Origin of the sequence: Streptomyces sp. NBC_00236 (genome assembly GCF_036195045.1) — a bacterium.
Classification (GTDB): domain Bacteria; phylum Actinomycetota; class Actinomycetes; order Streptomycetales; family Streptomycetaceae; genus Streptomyces.
In genome coordinates this window covers 8,093,529-8,110,043 of sequence record NZ_CP108100.1, presented here as the reverse complement: position 1 = coordinate 8,110,043, position 16,515 = coordinate 8,093,529, and the positions used below count along the sequence as shown (strand labels likewise).

Here is a 16,515-nt window from a genome sequence, read left to right as displayed (position 1 = left end):
CCTGCTACCTCTTGTCGCTGGTCATATGGCGCATGAGGACCTCCTGGGTGGCCTGCGCGCGCGGGACTTCGCCGGTCAGCCGACCGGCGGCCATGGTGTAGATGCGGTCGCACATGCCGAGGAGCTCGGGCAGCTCGGAGGAGATGAGCACCACGGCCTTTCCCTCGGCGGCCAGCCGGTTGATGACGGAGTAGATCTCGTACTTCGCGCCGACGTCGATCCCGCGGGTCGGTTCGTCGAGGATGAGGACGTCGGGGCCCGCGAAGATCCATTTGCCAAGGACGACCTTCTGCTGGTTGCCGCCGGAGAGGCGGCCCACCTGTTCGAAGACCGTGGGGGTCTTGATGTTCATGGAGGTGCGGTACGACTCGGCGACGCGGGTCTCCTCGTGCTCGTCGACGATCCCGCGCCGCGAGACCTTGTCCAGGGCGCCGAGGCTGATGTTGCGGCCGACCGTGTCGATGAGGTTGAGGCCGTACTGCTTGCGGTCCTCGGTGACGTACGCGATCTTGTGGCGGACCGCTTCGGAGACGGTGCGGGTGCGGATCTCCTTGCCGTCCTTGAGGACCGTTCCGCTGATGTTGCGGCCGTAGCTGCGGCCGAAGACGCTCATGGCCAGTTCGGTGCGCCCGGCGCCCATCAGGCCGGCGATGCCGACGATCTCCCCTCGGCGGGCGAGGACGGAGACGCGGTCGACGACCTTGCGGTGCTGGTCGATCGGGTGGTGGACGGTCCAGTCGCGGATCTCCAGGGCCGGTTGTGCTCCCGGGTCACCGTCGTACGGGGTGCGTTCGGGGAATCGGTGGTCGAGTTCGCGGCCGACCATGCCGCGGATGATGCGGTCCTCGGTGGTCGACCCGGCACTCACGTCAAGGGTTTCGACCGTCCGGCCGTCGCGCAGGACGGTGACGGAGTCGGCGACCGCGGTGATCTCGCCGAGCTTGTGCGAGATGATGATCGACGAGATGCCCTGGCTCTTCAGCTCCTCGATGAGCGTGAGGAGTTTCGCACTGTCCTCGTCATTGAGGGCGGCGGTCGGCTCGTCGAGGATCAGCAGCTCGACCTTCTTGGAGAGCGCCTTGGCGATCTCGACGAGTTGCTGCTTGCCCACTCCGATGTCCGCGACCCTGGTCTGCGGATGTTCCCGCAGGCCGACCCGGTCGAGCAGGACGGCCGCGTGGCGCAGGGTCTCGTTCCAGCTGATGAAACCACGCGTGGCGTGTTCGTTGCCGAGGAAGATGTTCTCGGCGATGGAGAGGTACGGCACCAGCGCGAGTTCCTGGTGGATGATCACGATGCCGCGTGCCTCGCTCGCCCGGATGTCCTTGAACGCGCAGCTCTCACCCCTGAACCGGATCTCGCCCTCGTAGCTCCCGTGCGGATGCACGCCACTGAGGACCTTCATCAGGGTCGACTTGCCGGCACCGTTCTCCCCGCAGATGGCGTGCACCTCGCCCTGGCCGACGGTCAGGGAAACGTCGGAGAGTGCCTTGACGCCGGGGAACGTCTTGCCGATGGACCGCATCTCGAGGATGGGTACGGCGGCGGCCACCGGGCCTGCCGTCGGGGACTTCATCGGAGGTCGCTCTCCTTGATGTAGCCGGAATCTACGAGCTCGGCGCGGTAGTTCGTCTTGTCGACGCTCACCGGTTCGAGCAGGAACGCGGGGACGACCTTCTTCTCGTTGTCGTACGTCGTGGTGTCGTTGACCTCGGGCTTCTTGTCGTTCAGTACGGCGTCGGCCATCTGGACGGCCCGTTTGGCGAGTGCACGAATGTCCTTGTAGACGGTCTGCGTCTGCTGGCCGGCCATGATCGACTTCACCGAGGCGACCTCTGCGTCCTGGCCGGTGACGACGGGGTACGGCTTGGATCCGGTGCCGTACCCATCCGATTTCAGGGCCGAGATGATGCCGATCGAGATGCCGTCGTACGGGGAGAGCACCGCGTCGACCTGAGCCGACGAGTAGGCGCTGGTGAGGAGGTTGTCCATACGCCTCTGGGCGATGCCTCCGTCCCAGCCGAGCGTGGTGATCTGGTCCAGTTTCGTCTGCTTGCTGCGGACGACGAGCTGCTTCTTGTCGATGTACGGCTTCAACGTCTTCCAGGCGCCCTGGAAGAAGTAGCGCGTGTTGTTGTCGTCGGGGGACCCGGCGAACAGCTCGATGTTGAACGGGCCCTTCTCGGTCCCGGACTTCAGCCCGAGCTTGTCGAGGAGGTAGCCGGCCTGGAGCTCGCCGACCTTCTCGTTGTCGAAGGAGGCGTAGTAGTCGACGTCCGGGCTGCCGAGGATGAGCCGGTCGTACGAGATGACCCTGATGCCCTGCTCCCCCGCCTGGTGCAGCACATCGCTGAGGGCGCGGCCGTCGATGGCGGCGATCACGAGGACGTCCACACCCTTGGTGATCATGTTCTCGACCTGGGAGACCTGCTGGTCGACGTCGTTCTCGCCGTACTGCAGATCCGTCTTGTAGCCGAGCTTCTCGAACTCGGCGACCATGTTTTTCCCGTCGGCTATCCAGCGCTCCGACGACTTGGTCGGCATGGCGATTCCGATGGTCGAGCCCTTGCCGCCCGTCTTCTTCTCCTTGCTGCCGCCATCGCCGCTCTGTCCGCAGGCGGCGAGCGTCAGCGACAGGGTCAGGGCGGTGAGGACCGTTGCGGTCCGGGCGACACGCGGGGTTGACGCGGTACGTGAGGTGCGCATGGTCGGTCCTCCGGGGGTGCGAGGGGAGCGGCTGGGCGGGCCGCGTCGCCCTCATCGATGGTTCGGTATATCGGACGTGGTTCGGTGTACACGACGGCCGGAGGTACTCGAAGACCCGCCACCCGGGGCACACCCCGTGCAGGGCAAGGCAGTTGAGCTGACCGTCGTTCGAAATTTCGTCACGCGTTCGAAATGTGGGCGTGACGGTAGTGAGGGAGCGGGGAGACTGTCAATGGGGCACGCAAGCGTCGTCGCGGCAACTCCCACCGGGAGCAGGCAGTTTCGGCCGCACGGGCCACGACCTTCGCGTTCCACGCAGGCAGTACGGCCCCGGCACGCCCCGAGGCGACCCGTCCGGGGCAGTGGTGGTCAGCCGGCCCGGCCGATCGCGCTACGGAGCATCGCCACGGTGGTCGCCGCCGCGGCGCGCTCCGCCTCGTCGCCCGTGGCGCGCACTCGCTCTTCCAGCAGCACGACGGCGGCCTGGAGCACACCGACCCGTACCGGAACGCTCTGCATGGCCGTGAGCACGGCGGCCGCCTGCTCGGCGGGCGTCGCGGTCGCGGCCTGCGGAATGAGAGTGGAGATTCCGCGCCCGAGTGCACGGTCACGAGGCGGCTGAGCCGCGGCAGTGGTCACCGAGGAAGTCTGCCGCACCGGGGGCACGGAATGGGTCAACGACTTGGCCGCTGCGTCCCGGAACCGCCCTGAAGATGCCCGTACACTCGCGTCAACAGGGCCGTCAGCCGGGCGCGTTCGCGCGCGTTCAACGACGCCAGAACCTCGTCCTGCACGGCCGTCGCGTCAGCCTGGAGGCGCTCGTACAGCGCACGGCCCGCCGGGCTGACGGTGACGGTCACGCGCCGCCGGTCGGTCGTGTCGCGCACCCGTTCCACCAGTCCGGCCGCGCCCAGCTCATCGATGATCTTCACGATGTCGCTGCGGTCGATCGCCAGCCGCACCGCCAGTTCCCGTTGCACATGGGGACCGAGATCAACCAGCGCGGCCAGCACGGCCATGTGCCGGAGCCGCAGACCGCGGTCGGCCAGCCGTTCGGCAAGGCGGCTCCGCGCGGTCTTGCCCGTCCTGGACATGAGGTAGGTCGTGAGTTCCAGGAGGCTGGGCGGGGTCTCGTTCTCGTTCACCCGCATATCGTAGGCGCATACCCATCGCGGGTATGCGCCCCGAATTGCGCCTGAGGCAGCGCTCGGACGAGCACACCGCTGCGCCGCTCACTCCCTCTCCCCCGCCGCCCCGCTCTGTCACTGACCCCGCGCCCATGCGTGCATGGCCGCCCGGGAGGAGAAGGCGGCAACGTCCTTGTCGAGCGGCTCGTCGGTGTACTGGTGAATACGCCAGGAAGCCTTGATGCGCGGCTTTCCGGCGGTGACGTAGTCGGCGATCCAGAGACCGTCCCCGGCGTACGACGTCGTGTCGTGATTCAGCCAGAAGTAGCGGTTGCAGTAGAGCAGGACCTTGTGGTGCGGACGCCTCCGTTTGACCTCGCGGATGAAGCGGTCCTTCTCGGCGTTGCTCGCATGGGTGCCCTCGCCGTTCTGCTCCCAGTCGACGGCCAGGAGCTCGCCCGCCTTTTCCGGTGCCTTGCTCAGGAAGTATTCGGCCTGAGCCGTGATATTCCCCGGCCACAGGAAGTGATAGAACCCGACCACGCACTCCGCGTCCCGGGCCCGCTTGGCCTGCGCCGCGAGACGCGGATTTATGTACGAACGGCCCTCGGTGGCCTTGATGAAGACAAAGTCCAGCCCGTCCGTTTCGAAGGACGGCTGATAGGCACTGACGTCGACACCGTGCAGCATGGGTACCGCCTCACACATGGTCCGGTCATTCCACTTCCTTCTCTGATACGTGCCCGCACCATGCGGCTCCCATCCGTCCGACGAGCCGGGAGAATCGGTGCGCCGGCGCGTGGAATAGCTCCGGGCCGACAGCGGTTGGTGAACCGGCAAGACCCGTTTCACGTCACGCACGCACCAGCGGAAGGTCGGATCCATGAAGATCGGCATCATCGGCGCAGGGAATATCGGCGGCAACCTCACCCGGCGCCTCACCGCGCTCGGCCATGACGTGTCCGTCGCCAACTCACGCGGTCCGCAGACACTCACCGCGCTGGTGGAGGAGACCGGTGCGACCGCCGTCACCGCGGCTGACGCGGCGAAGGGCGCCCAGGTCGTGGTCGTCACCGTTCCGCTCAAGGCCGTCCCGGCCCTGCCTTCGGGTTTCCTCGACGGCGCCGCGGAAGACGTCGCGGTGATCGACACCGGGAACTACTACCCGCGCGAGCGCGACGGCCGGATCGCCGCGATCGAGGACGGCCTGCCGGAGAGCCGGTGGACGCAGGAACAGATCGGTCACCCCGTCATCAAGGCCTTCAACGGGACCTACGCACAGGACATCCTCTCCAACGGCCGCCCCAGCGGCAGCACGGGCCGTCAGGCGCTGCCGGTGGCCGGGGACGACGCCGCGGCGAAGCGGACCGTCCGCCACCTGATCGACGAGCTGGGCTTCGACACGGTGGACGCGGGCGGGATCGACGAGTCGTGGCGCCAGCAGCCGGGCACGCCGGTGTACGGCCATCGGGGTGACGTCGCGGCGATCGAGAAGGCCCTGGCTTCGGCATCCGCCGAGCGGACCGCCGAGTGGCGGGCCTGAGGTCCCGTCCGGCCGGTGTACGGCAGGGGTACGGAACGCGCACCCTTCCGGCAGGGTGATGTGGGAAACGCGCCCTGCCGGCAGGGCCGGGTGCGGGACACGCGCCCTCCCGGCAGGGGTGGGTGCGGGCGTGCACCCGCCCCTGCCGCACAGCTCGCGTCCGCCGGGCATCGGTCCCCGCCCCACGCGCCATGACCTCAGTCGTCGTAGCCGGTACTGCGGCTGACCTTCTCCCAGGCCAGCACTTCGGTACGGGAGGCGTCGAGGCTCGCGAGAACCGCGTCGGTCGCGTCGTTGCCGAGCGGCAGCCGCAGGGGGGTGTCCTGGGCCGCCAGCGCCGTCAGGATGGCGGCCGCCGCCTTGTCCGGGTCGCCCTCCTGCTTGCCGTCGGAATCCGGGAGGTTGCTGCGGACCGGGCCCACCGTCTCCTCGTAGGCGGCAAGCGCCGCGGACTGCCGCAGCGCGCCGCCCCCGGCGAAACCCGTGCGGAACGAACCGGGCTCGACGATCAGCACCTTGATGCCGTGCGGGGCCACCTCCGCCGCCAGCGCCTCGGACAGGCCTTCCAGTGCGAACTTCGTCGCCGAGTAGGCGCCGACCCCGGGGAAGGTGAACCGGCCGCCCATACTGCTCATCTGGACGACGGCACCGGAACGGTTGCGCCGCATGTGCGGCAGCACGGCACGCACCAGCGCGGCCGGCCCGAAGAAGTGCAGGTCCATGAGTTCACGCAGCTCACGGTCGGTCGTCTCCTCCACGGCACCGACCAGCCCCATGCCCGCGTTGTTGACCACCACATCGATCCGGCCGTGCCAGAGCACGGTGTCGGCGACCACCTCCGCGATACGCGCCGTGTCGGTGACGTCCAGTTGCGCGGCTACGGCCCGGTCGGGGTGCGCGGCGACCAGATCGTCGAGTGCCTCCGGCCTGCGGGCCGTGGCGACAACGGTGTCCCCGGCAGCGAGGGCTGCCTCGGCGATGGCGCGGCCGAAGCCGGAGGAGGCCCCGGTGATGAGCCAGACCCGGCCCGGCGCCTTGTCGTGGGCAGCTGCCGCGTGTTCGGTGTTCATGTCCAACTCCAGGTTCTTCCGGCGGTGTTGCGGTGATCCAGTTATGCCACTCCGTTCGGCGGGCGGTCCAAGACAGAGACCCGGCGGACCGATAAGCGGGCCTTATGATCGCTGGATGGAGTTACGTCAGCTGCACTACCTCACCGTGATCGCCGAGGAGGAGAACCTGGGGCGGGCCGCCAAGCGGCTGTTCGTCAGTCAGCCGGCTCTCTCGTACGCGCTCAAGGGCCTCGAGTCCGAACTCGGGGTGCGCCTCTTCGACCGTCACTCCGGTGGCGTCTCGGCCACCGCCGCGGGACGTGATGTGATCGCCGAGGCACTGCTCACGGTGCGCCAGTCCGAACGGGTGACGGCAGCGGCACAGCGGCACGCGCGGGGCGAGACGGGAGTGCTGCGCGTGGGATTCGAGGCGAGTGGCGCCGGCGAACTGACCACGCGGGCACGGGCGGAGTTCTCCCGCCGGTACCCAGGGGTGCGGGTGACGCCCAGGCACTACGACTGGGGGCAGGAGGCCGATGCCCTGCGGGACGGCCTGACGGATGTGGCCTTCGTCTGGCTGCCCAATGATCTCACCGGGCTGCACAGCGAGTTGGTGCACACGGAGCCGCGCGTCGTGGGACTTCCCTCAGGGCACGCGCTGGCGTCCCGGTCCGGCGTGTCCGTCCTGGAGGTCGGGAAGGAACCGCTGTTGTGGACCGAGCGGGCACCACGGGAATGGGTGGACTGGTGGGCCGTCAACCCACGTCCGGACGGGTCGGTTCCACGCTGGGGGCCGACCAACGACAACGTCGAGGAGATGCTGGAGCAGGTGGCGGAGGGCGCCGCCATCTGTTTCGCTCCGCTGAGCATGGCGAGGTACTACGCGCGCCCCGATCTCGTCTGGGTCCCGTTGACGGACGTGGAGCCGCTGCGCGTCGTGCTCGCCTGGGCGAAGGAGACCGACAACGCGCTGGTCCAGGGGTTCGCCGGCGTGGTGCGGGAACTGTCCGCCCCGGAGCGGCGGAGCCGGTGAGCACGCAGGGCAAGGTCGCGCTCGCTGGTGACCGTCATACCGAAAGCACAGCCCCTGGCGATCCTGCGGGGCAGAATCGCGCCGCCCCTGCTCCCGGCGTCGTCCGCAACGCCGGAAGCAGCTCGCCGCTAGGGCCTGTCGTCCTCCTGCCGGGCCGGCAGGCTGTCCATGAAGGAGCTGACGGAGAACACCGCACGTCCGGGACCGGGCGGGCCGTAGCCGGGAGGTGAGCTGAGTCCGTACTCCTCCATCGTCGAGCGATAGGCCTCCAGCAACCGGATGTGGTACTCCAGCGGCGCACCGTCCGGGTTGGTCCTGCCGAGCGGTGTCGTCGGTTCGGGGCACCAGGTGGTGAAGCGCGGAGTGATGCCGTGCGACATGAAGAACCGCAGCCCCTCGGTGGTGGAGTCGATCGCCTCCTTCACCGTGGTGAAGCCGAACGGCTCGGCCATCTCGACGCCCGCGACGAAGTTGGGGATGACGTTGCGCGCGCCGAAGACGTCTGCGGAGTCCAGGATGCGGCGGTGCCACTCGTCGCGGCCGACGTAGCGCTCCTTGCCCGGGCAGTACAGCTCGAAGAGCCTGCGGTCCCACACCTCGTAGTTGGGGTGGTAGATCTGCACGCCGTAGTCGTGGAAGCGCTGCACGTCGGCCTTGGGCAGGGCCTGGGCGACGACCTTGCCGATCCAGCGGCCGGGGAACCGCTCCTCGATGGCCTTGGCGTACTGGCCGTAGAAGTCGGCCTCGTCCCGTCCGCCGATGTGGGAGGTGATGGCGCCGCCTGTGAGGGTGTAGGCGGTGGAGGTCTTCGCCGTGTCGTACCGGTCGATGATGGCCAGTGCCTCCAGGACCTCCTCGACGGGCTTCACTCCGGTGTAGGGGCGGCCCGCTGCCTTGTGCTGGCGCCAGTTGTGGTTGATGTCGCAGTACTGGCACTCCTCCTTCGCCCCGAAGTACTGGCAGACGCGGAAGACCGTCAGGTAGACCAGGTAGCCCCACTGGATGGTGGGCGCGACCTCCATGACCGACTTTCCGTTGCCGAGGGTGTGACGGTAGTAGTCCGGCATGGGAGGCAGGCCGACATCGGAGATCCGCCGGCCGTCGAGGTACAGCCCCAGCACGCCTTCGGCGTCGGACGCCACCCGGTACGGAGACGCCGGATTGACGCGCACGGAGACGACCGTGCGCCGCAGTTCGTACGGTCCGCCGGTGAGCACGATCTCCTCGGGAGGACGGCGCAGCGCGGCCGCACCGAGCTCGGGAAGGGTGCCGTGGTCGAACGAGAAGATGAAGTACGACTTCGGCTTGACGTCGCCGCCCTCGTTGTCGCTGAGCGCGGACTCGTCGAAGGCCACACCGCCGCGCAGCAGATCCTCCTTGATGACGGCCTCCCGCGGCACGTGCGGGAACTGCTCCATCAGCCGCTCGATCAGACGGGTGCGGCTCGTGTCGGTGCTGCCGGGGTCGGTTCGGCTGGGCATGTGCGGGCTCCTGGGTACGGTCGTGGAGGGTGTTCCGGGTACGCCGTCCTGTCCAACGAACCAGGGACGCGAAGCGTTCGCGCGCCCGGTCGTCGGAACGGCCCGAACCCGGCACCCTCCCCCATGTGACCGGTGAGTAGGGTGTGGTGCCCGGGAGCCCGTCGGCCGTGCGGCCGTTCCGACGCCCCGGGGGTTGCCGCAGTCGGCCGCGGAACGGAAGTGCTCATGCGCCGCACCATGTCCGTGTCGGACAGCATCGTGGTTCTCGCCGAACCCTCGCTCGTGTACGACCGCTTGAGCGACCCGACGGAGATGGGGCGCTGGAGTCCGGAGAACCGGGGCGCGAAGGTGCTCGGACAACGCCGGGGCGCGTACGTCGGGATGGTCTTCGAGGGCCGGAACAAGCGCGGGGCCATGCGCTGGACGACCAGGTGCACGGTGACGGCGGCGGACCCGGGTGAACGGTTCGCCTTCCGTGTCCACGCCATCGGGGCGAAGCGGCCGCGGCTGCCGGGTGCGATCGCCACCTGGGAGTACCGCTTCGAGGCAGTGGACGGCGGCACCAGGGTCACCGAGATCTGGAGGGACGACCGCCGCGCCTGGCCGGACTTCGTGGCCAACGCCTTCGACCGGGCAGCCACCCGGGGGCACACCTTCGCCGATTTCCAGCGCGGCAACATCCGCACCACGCTCCAGCGTCTCAAGGCGGCGCTGGAGGCCTCGCCGGCCGACGGGACCCCACAGGCGTGACGAGGTGGCGTGCCGTCATTTGTCCCAGTGCGCGGGGCGGCTGAGCGAGGAGGGCAGCCGGGTGGCGCCGTTCCCCCTGGCCGCGTTGAGCTGGGACTGCGTGAGGAAGAGCGCCCCCGTCAGGTCGGCGCCGGACAGATCGGCATCCCGGAAGTCCGCGCCGATCAGATCGGCCAGCCGCAGGTCGGCGCCGGCGAGGTCCGCCGCGATGAGGTAGGCGCCGCGGAGATCGGCGCCCCGCAGGTCCGCCCTTCCGAGGCGGGCGGCGATCAGGTCCGCACCCCGGTGGCTGCGCTTCTTCTTCCGGGGGGCCGTGGCGCGCACGAGTTCGCTGGTGCGCGCGAGCAGGGCGGCGACACCGTCGCGGTGCGTGGCCACGTCCAGGTCCGTGAGGGCGTCCGCGTCGAGGCGGGTGAGGCGTTCGGTCTCCTCCAGACTGCGCCGGATCTCTCCGTGCAGGGAGCGGGCCGGCGCGAGGGAAGCCGCCTCCGTGAGGTACCAGAGGAGCTCGTGGAGCTGCCGTACGACCGGGAAGACCTGGAACATCTGCTGCGCGCTCTCCGGGGCCGTGCGCCAGTCCCGCCCGCCGAAGGTCTCCCCGGACACCTTCTGGCCCGCGCCGAAGCAGTCGTACACCGTGCAGCCGGCGAAGCCCTCGGTCCGCAGCCGGGTATGGATGCCGCAGCGGAAGTCCTCCTGGAGGTTGCGGCAGGGTTTGCCCGCGTCCTTGTTGATGGCGAAGTCCGCGGACCGGGTGAGGGTCAGCGCGACGCAGCACAGTCCGAAGCAGTTCCCGCAGTCGGCGCGCAGCGCGGCACGGTCGCCGCCGTCATGGCCGTCCTTGCCCTCGGTGCCGGGGGCTCTGTCGTTCTCGGGCACGGTACGTGTGTCCTTCGCTGCGCGGTTCCTGGGCGGCCGAGCCTATCCAGTTCCGGTGTCCGGCCCCACCACGAGGTACCCGCGGCGCCGGGGCCGCCCGCACCCTCGGGGGGCACCGCGACCATAATGATGGGTAATACATCTTTTGGGAGGTGGCCACCACCGTGGCGAACGCACCGGTCGACAGCATTCCGGCCCGGCGGGTCCTGACCGATCCCGCGGGTCTGACCCGATACCAGCACGACGAGGCAGAGTGGGCACCGTTCGGGACACCGCTGGCCGTGGTGCGTCCGCAGAGCACCGAAGAGGTGCGGGACGTGGTGCGTCACTGCGTCACCCACCGCATCCCGTTGGTCCCGCGCGGCGCGGGTACCGGTCTGTCCGGGGGCGCGAACGCCGTCGACGGGTCGATCGTCCTGTCCTTCGAGGACATGAACCGCGTCGTCGCGATCGACCGTGCGGAGCGGCTGGCGGTCGTCCAGCCCGGTGTGGTCAACGACGATCTGCGCGCGGCGAGCGCGGAGCACGGGCTGTGGTACCCGCCGGATCCGGCCAGTTCGCCGTGGTCCACGATCGGCGGGAACGTCGCGACCAACGCCGGAGGCATGTGCTGCGTCAAGTACGGCGTGACGCGTGACTACGTGCTGGGACTGGAGGTCGTCAATGGTCTCGGCGAAGTCGTCTCGCTCGGCCGCCGGACCGCGAAGGGCGTGGCGGGGTACGACCTGGCCGGGCTGATGGTGGGTTCCGAGGGCACCCTCGGGGTGATCACGGAGGTCACGGTGCGCCTGCGGCCCGCGCGGCTCCAGGAACGGACGGTGGCCGGGTACTTCTCGTCCGTCGTCGCCGCGGGTGAGGCCGTGAGTGCGATGACCGCGTCCGGCGTCATCCCCTCCGCGCTCGAACTCGTCGACCGCCACTGCCTTGCCGCGGTCGACGCCTGGAAGAAGATGGGCCTGTCCGCGGACGCCGACGTGGTGCTCCTCGGCCGTGTCGACACGCCCGGCGCCGAGGGTGACGCCGAGGCCGAACTGGTCCGCGAGTGCTTCGAACGCGCCGGGGCGACCTGGGCCGCGGTCTCCACCGACCAGCAGGAGGCGGACGCACTGTTCCAGGCCAGGCGGCTGGCCTATCCGGCGCTGGAGCGGCTCGGTCCGGTGCTGACCGAGGACGTCTGCGTACCCCGGACCGCCGTGCCGGAGATGCTGGCCCGGATCGAACGGACGGCCGCCCGGCACGATGTTCTCATCGCCAACATCGCGCACGCGGGCGACGGCAACCTCCATCCGCTGATCATCACCCCGCCGGGGGACGAGGCCGCGCGGGCGCGCGCCCAGAACGCCTTCGAGGACATCCTGGACGATGCGATCGCGCTCGGCGGCACGGTGACCGGTGAACACGGGGTGGGGCTGCTGAAGATGCGCGGCATGAACAAGGAACTGGGCCCGGCGGTGCTCGGCATGCACCACGCGGTCAAGGCGGCACTCGATCCGCACGGCATCCTCAACCCCGGCAAGGTGCTCGGGAGCGTCTGAGCCGGTTGTCAGTGGGCCGGCGCACACTGGCCCCACTGCGACACGGCGGAGGGAGACCGGATGAGCGCCGGGGAAGAAGAGGCCGGGTTCGAACCGGCCACCGGGGAGGGCCCCTTGCCCCCGGGCCCGGCCGAACGACGGGCCGCTTCGGTGCGGACCGCGTTCGCCGGGATGCTCCAGATCCGGCGCCTGACGAACACCGGCTCCGCCGCCCCGGAGACGGTTCCGGCGGCGTGGGAACTGCACCGGACGGTACGGGCCGTCGCTCTCGCCCTGGAGGCGGCGGGGCTGGCCGCGTCGGCCGCCGACTCCTCCGGCCGGCGCACGGCGACGGGGTACCGGGTGGCCGCGGGCACCTCACCGGGCACCGCGCGGGTGGAGTGGCTCGGCCCGCCGGGCAGTGGCGCGGCGCACGAGGAGGAGGGCGAGCTGACCCGGTGTGCCGCGGTGCTGCGGGAGTTGGGATGGACGGCCCTGCTCTACCGCGGGCCGCGCAGCCGCCGGTTCCTGGAGGTCGAACCACCGACGGGTGCGGCTCGGCCGGACAGCCGGCGGTAGCCGCGCCTCAGCTCTCGGTGAGGGCCGTTGTCAGACCCATGAGAGATGCTTGTGGGTCCGACACCTCTGACCTGGAGATGCTGAGATGCGCAATGACGAACTCGCCGCGGCGCAGGCGTACGTCCGTTTACTGGAAGCGACGCGGGCGGCGCTCTCCGATCCGGACGACGCCCCGCTGTACATGCCGTTGCTCGCCTCACCGATCGCCGAGGCGGACGGTGCGCTGCGCCGCGCCGGTCTCTCGGGCAACGAGTCACGGTTCTTCGACCTCGTCCGCTCGCTCCAGCCCAGCATGTCGGGCAGCGGACACTGACCAGCAGCCCTCACCGCACGGCCGCACACCGCACCGGCCGACCCCGGCCCGCCCCGGATCTCCCGGGCGGGCCGGGCCCGTCTTCGGGCGGGTCGCCCCGATCCGTGGTGAATTGATTCAACCCCGTTCAAGCTCGAACGAAGACCGCCTGGTCGCTTGACTAGTGAGCGGCGTCATACCTAGCGTACGTTCGGATGAAACGATTCACATGTTCCGGCGATCACGCTCGCCGGGTGACTCTGCTTACGAGGTGTTCATGTCTGATGTGTCGGCCGTCAAGGCAGCCCTGAAGTCCCAGGTGATCGAGACCCCGTCGTGGGGCTACGGCAATTCCGGGACCCGGTTCAAGGTGTTCGCGCAGCCGGGGGTGCCGCGGGACCCGTTCGAGAAGATGGAGGACGCGGCACAGGTCCACGCGTTCACGGGCGTCGCACCGAAGGTGTCGCTGCACATCCCGTGGGACAAGGTGGCCGACTACGCCGCACTGACCCGTCATGCCGAGGGCCTCGGCCTGCGGATCGGCGCGATCAACTCCAACGTCTTCCAGGACGACGACTTCAAGCTGGGCTCGGTCACCCACCCGGACGCGGTGGTGCGTCGCAAGGCGACCGCGCATCTGCTGGAGTGCGTCGACGTCATGGACGAGACCGGGTCCCCCGATCTCAAGCTGTGGTTCTCCGACGGCACGAACTACCCGGGACAGGATGACATCGTTGCCCGTCAGGACCGGCTGGCCGAAGCACTGGCCGAGGTCTACGAGCGGCTCGGCGACGACCAGCGGATGCTGCTGGAGTACAAGCTCTTCGAGCCCGCCTTCTACACGACGGACGTGCCCGACTGGGGCACGGCATACGCGCACTGCCTCAAGCTCGGTCCGAAGGCGCAGGTGGTCGTGGACACCGGGCACCACGCCCCGGGCACGAACATCGAGTTCATCGTTGCCCTGCTCCTGCGCGAGGGACGGCTCGGCGCCTTCGACTTCAACTCCCGCTTCTACGCGGACGACGACCTGATGGTCGGGGCGGCCGACCCCTTCCAGCTCTTCCGGATCATGCACGAGGTCGTGAAGAACGGCGGTCTGCGCTCCGAGACCAACGTCAACTTCATGCTCGACCAGTGCCACAACATCGAGGCGAAGATCCCCGCGGTGATCCGCTCGGTCGCCAATGTGCAGGAGGCGACGGCCAAGGCCCTGCTGGTCGACATGGACGCACTCGTCGCCGCGCAGACGTCGGGCGACGTGCTCGCCTCGAACGCTGTGCTGATGGACGCCTACAACACCGACGTACGGCCGCTGCTGGCCGAGGTCCGGGAGGAACAGGGCCTGGCCGGGGACCCGTTCGCCGCCTACCTCGCCTCCGGCAACCAGGAGCGCATCGCCGCCGCCCGGGTGGGCGGCACCCAGGCCGGCTGGGGCGCCTGACCCCGGCTGGACCACTACGCCGCTGCCCGTCGACCCGCACATCCCGTCCCGAAGGAATGCTCATGACGTCCCCGACCCACGCCGAAGTCGCCGCGCTCCTGGAGCGCGCGCACCGGATCGGATCCGACCCACGCAACACCAACTACGCCGGCGGCAACACCTCCGTGAAGGCGGCCGGCTCCGACCCGGTCACCGGAGGTGAGACCGAACTCCTCTGGGTCAAGGGTTCCGGGGGTGACCTCGGCACCCTGAAGGAGGAAGGGCTCGCCGTGCTGCGCCTGGACCGGGTCCGCGCCCTCAAGGAGGTGTACCCGGGCGTGGAGCGCGAGGACGAGATGGTGGCGGCCTTCGACTACTGCCTGCACGGCAAGGGCGGCGCCGCACCGTCGATCGACACCGCCATGCACGCCCTGGTCGAGGCGGCGCACGTCGATCATCTGCACCCGGACTCGGGGATCGCCCTGGCGTGCGCGGCCGACGGGGAGAAGCTGACCGCCGAGTGCTTCGGCGACAAGGTGGCCTGGGTGGGCTGGCGTCGGCCCGGCTTCCAGCTCGGGCTGGACATCGCAGCCGTGAAGGAGGCCAACCCGCAGGCGGTCGGTGTCGTCCTGGGCGGTCACGGGATCACCGCCTGGGGCGAGACCTCGGACGCGTGCGAGCGCAACGCCCTGTGGATGATCCGCACGGCCGAGACCTTCCTCCAGGAGCGTGGCCGGCCCGAACCGTTCGGAGCCGTACTGCCCGGCCGCGAAGCCCTCGCGGCGGACGAGCGCCGGGAGCGGGCGGCGGCACTCGCGCCGGTGATCCGCGGCCTGGCGTCCACCGACCGCCCCATGGTCGGTCACTTCACCGACGCCGAACCGGTGCTGGACTTCCTCTCCCGCGCCGCACACCCGCGGCTCGCCGCCCTCGGCACCTCGTGCCCGGACCACTTCCTCCGTACGAAGGTCAGCCCGCTGGTGCTCGACCTTCCCGCGGACGCGCCGGTCGCCGAGGCGGTGGAACGGCTCAAGACGCTGCACGGCGAGTACCGCGAGGCGTACCGGGCGTATTACGAGCGGCACGCCGTCCCCGGGTCCCCCGCCATGCGTGGCGCGGATCCCGCCATCGTGCTGGTGCCCGGGGTCGGGATGTTCTCGTTCGGCAAGGACAAGCAGACCGCCCGCGTCGCCGGGGAGTTCTACCTCAACGCCATCAACGTGATGCGTGGCGCGGAGGCCGTCTCCACGTACGCGCCGATCGAGGAGTCCGAGAAGTTCCGGATCGAGTACTGGGAACTGGAGGAGGCCAAGCTGCGCCGGATGCCGAAGGCGAAGCCGCTGGCCACCCGGGTCGCTCTGGTGACCGGGGCCGGTTCGGGGATCGGGCGCGCCATCGCGCACCGGCTGGTGGCCGAGGGCGCCTGTGTGGTCGTGGCGGACCTGAACGCCGAGAACGCGGCCGCGGTCGCGCAGGACCTGGGCGGCCCGGACCGGGCCGTGGCCGTCACCGTCGACGTCACGAGCGAGGAGCAGATCGCGGAGGCCTTCCGGGCCGCCGTGCTGGCGTTCGGCGGTGTGGACCTCGTCGTGAACAACGCCGGGATCTCCATCTCCAAGCCCCTGCTGGAGACGACCGCGCGCGACTGGGACCTCCAGCACCACATCATGGCGCGCGGCTCGTTCCTCGTCGCACGCGAGGCCGCCCGGATCATGCAGGCGCAGAACCTCGGCGGCGACATCATCTACATCGCTTCCAAGAACGCCGTGTTCGCCGGCCCCAACAACATCGCGTACTCCGCCACCAAGGCCGATCAGGCGCATCAGGTACGGCTGCTGGCGGCCGAGCTCGGCGAGCACGGGATCCGCGTCAACGGCATCAACCCGGACGGCGTGGTGCGGGGTTCGGGGATCTTCGCCGCGGGCTGGGGCGCCCAGCGGGCGGCGACGTACGGCATCGAGGAGGAGAAGCTCGGCGAGTTCTACGCGCAGCGGACCCTGCTCAAGCGGGAGGTGCTGCCCGAGCACGTCGCCAACGCCGTGTTCGCACTGACCGGCGGCGACCTCACCCACACCACCGGGCTGCACATTCCGGTGGATGCCGGTGTTGCTGCCGCCTTCCTGCGATGACCTGGAAGCG

General features: G+C 69.6%; 16 protein-coding genes. 8 read left to right on the top strand and 8 right to left on the bottom strand.

From position 1 onward, the window contains the following. Positions 1-4: 4 nt before the first annotated feature. From mmsA to OG446_RS36100, 5 genes are all read right to left on the bottom strand, one after another. Entirely contained in the window at positions 5-1,576 is a 1,572-nt protein-coding gene (gene mmsA, locus OG446_RS36120) for a multiple monosaccharide ABC transporter ATP-binding protein (RefSeq protein ID WP_328897998.1), read from the bottom strand. Next, on the bottom strand, positions 1,573-2,706 hold the full coding sequence (gene chvE / locus OG446_RS36115) for a multiple monosaccharide ABC transporter substrate-binding protein (protein ID WP_328897997.1): 1,134 nt from the start codon (positions 2,704-2,706) through the stop codon (positions 1,573-1,575). Before chvE ends, mmsA begins: the two co-directional genes overlap by 4 nt. Positions 2,707-3,075: 369 nt before the next feature. Then, complete coding sequence (locus OG446_RS36110) at positions 3,076-3,345, bottom strand: hypothetical protein (RefSeq protein WP_328897996.1); 270 nt, start codon at positions 3,343-3,345, stop codon at positions 3,076-3,078. Positions 3,346-3,380: 35 nt separating this feature from the next. Beyond that, positions 3,381-3,857, bottom strand: coding sequence for a MarR family winged helix-turn-helix transcriptional regulator (locus OG446_RS36105; protein WP_443050252.1), 477 nt, complete (start codon positions 3,855-3,857; stop codon positions 3,381-3,383). A 111-nt stretch (positions 3,858-3,968) separates the two neighbouring features. Continuing rightward, positions 3,969-4,523, bottom strand: coding sequence for a GH25 family lysozyme (locus OG446_RS36100; RefSeq protein ID WP_328898527.1), 555 nt, complete (start codon positions 4,521-4,523; stop codon positions 3,969-3,971). A gap of 193 nt (positions 4,524-4,716) precedes the next feature. Here OG446_RS36100 and OG446_RS36095 point away from each other — a divergent pair, with 193 nt between their 5' ends. Further along, entirely contained in the window at positions 4,717-5,376 is a 660-nt protein-coding gene (locus OG446_RS36095; RefSeq protein ID WP_328897995.1) for an NADPH-dependent F420 reductase, read from the top strand. 197 nt (positions 5,377-5,573) lie between these two features. Here OG446_RS36095 and OG446_RS36090 read toward each other — a convergent pair whose 3' ends face one another. After that, complete coding sequence (locus OG446_RS36090) at positions 5,574-6,446, bottom strand: oxidoreductase (protein ID WP_328897994.1); 873 nt, start codon at positions 6,444-6,446, stop codon at positions 5,574-5,576. 115 nt (positions 6,447-6,561) lie between these two features. On the opposite strand from OG446_RS36090, the gene OG446_RS36085 reads away from it, so the two are divergent. Beyond that, positions 6,562-7,458 (top strand): LysR family transcriptional regulator, encoded by an 897-nt coding sequence (locus OG446_RS36085; RefSeq protein ID WP_328897993.1) that lies wholly within the window; start codon positions 6,562-6,564, stop codon positions 7,456-7,458. 128 nt (positions 7,459-7,586) lie between these two features. On the opposite strand, the gene OG446_RS36080 is transcribed toward OG446_RS36085, so the two are convergent. After that, complete coding sequence (locus tag OG446_RS36080) at positions 7,587-8,939, bottom strand: radical SAM protein (RefSeq protein WP_328897992.1); 1,353 nt, start codon at positions 8,937-8,939, stop codon at positions 7,587-7,589. A 225-nt stretch (positions 8,940-9,164) separates the two neighbouring features. Between OG446_RS36080 and OG446_RS36075 the strand changes: the two genes are divergently transcribed. Further along, positions 9,165-9,689, top strand: a complete 525-nt coding sequence (locus tag OG446_RS36075; protein WP_328897991.1) for an SRPBCC family protein — start codon at positions 9,165-9,167, stop codon at positions 9,687-9,689. A 15-nt stretch (positions 9,690-9,704) separates the two neighbouring features. Here the strand turns inward: OG446_RS36075 and OG446_RS36070 are convergent, their stop codons facing one another. Beyond that, positions 9,705-10,568, bottom strand: a complete 864-nt coding sequence (locus OG446_RS36070) for a pentapeptide repeat-containing protein (protein ID WP_389259404.1) — start codon at positions 10,566-10,568, stop codon at positions 9,705-9,707. A gap of 164 nt (positions 10,569-10,732) precedes the next feature. Here OG446_RS36070 and OG446_RS36065 point away from each other — a divergent pair, with 164 nt between their 5' ends. From OG446_RS36065 to OG446_RS36045, 5 genes are all read left to right on the top strand, one after another. After that, positions 10,733-12,103: an FAD-binding oxidoreductase gene (locus OG446_RS36065; protein WP_328898525.1), complete on the top strand. Its 1,371-nt coding sequence runs from the start codon at positions 10,733-10,735 to the stop codon at positions 12,101-12,103. Between the two features lie 60 nt (positions 12,104-12,163). Continuing rightward, complete coding sequence (locus tag OG446_RS36060; RefSeq protein WP_328897990.1) at positions 12,164-12,661, top strand: hypothetical protein; 498 nt, start codon at positions 12,164-12,166, stop codon at positions 12,659-12,661. A gap of 85 nt (positions 12,662-12,746) precedes the next feature. After that, entirely contained in the window at positions 12,747-12,974 is a 228-nt protein-coding gene (locus OG446_RS36055; protein ID WP_328897989.1) for a hypothetical protein, read from the top strand. A gap of 256 nt (positions 12,975-13,230) precedes the next feature. Beyond that, a complete protein-coding gene (gene rhaI, locus OG446_RS36050) occupies positions 13,231-14,397 on the top strand; it encodes an L-rhamnose isomerase (protein WP_328897988.1) in 1,167 nt (388 codons plus the stop codon). A 62-nt stretch (positions 14,398-14,459) separates the two neighbouring features. Next, positions 14,460-16,505 carry a bifunctional aldolase/short-chain dehydrogenase gene (locus OG446_RS36045; RefSeq protein WP_328897987.1) on the top strand — a complete coding sequence of 682 codons (2,046 nt, stop codon included), beginning with the start codon at positions 14,460-14,462 and terminating at the stop codon, positions 16,503-16,505. Positions 16,506-16,515: the final 10 nt, after the last annotated feature.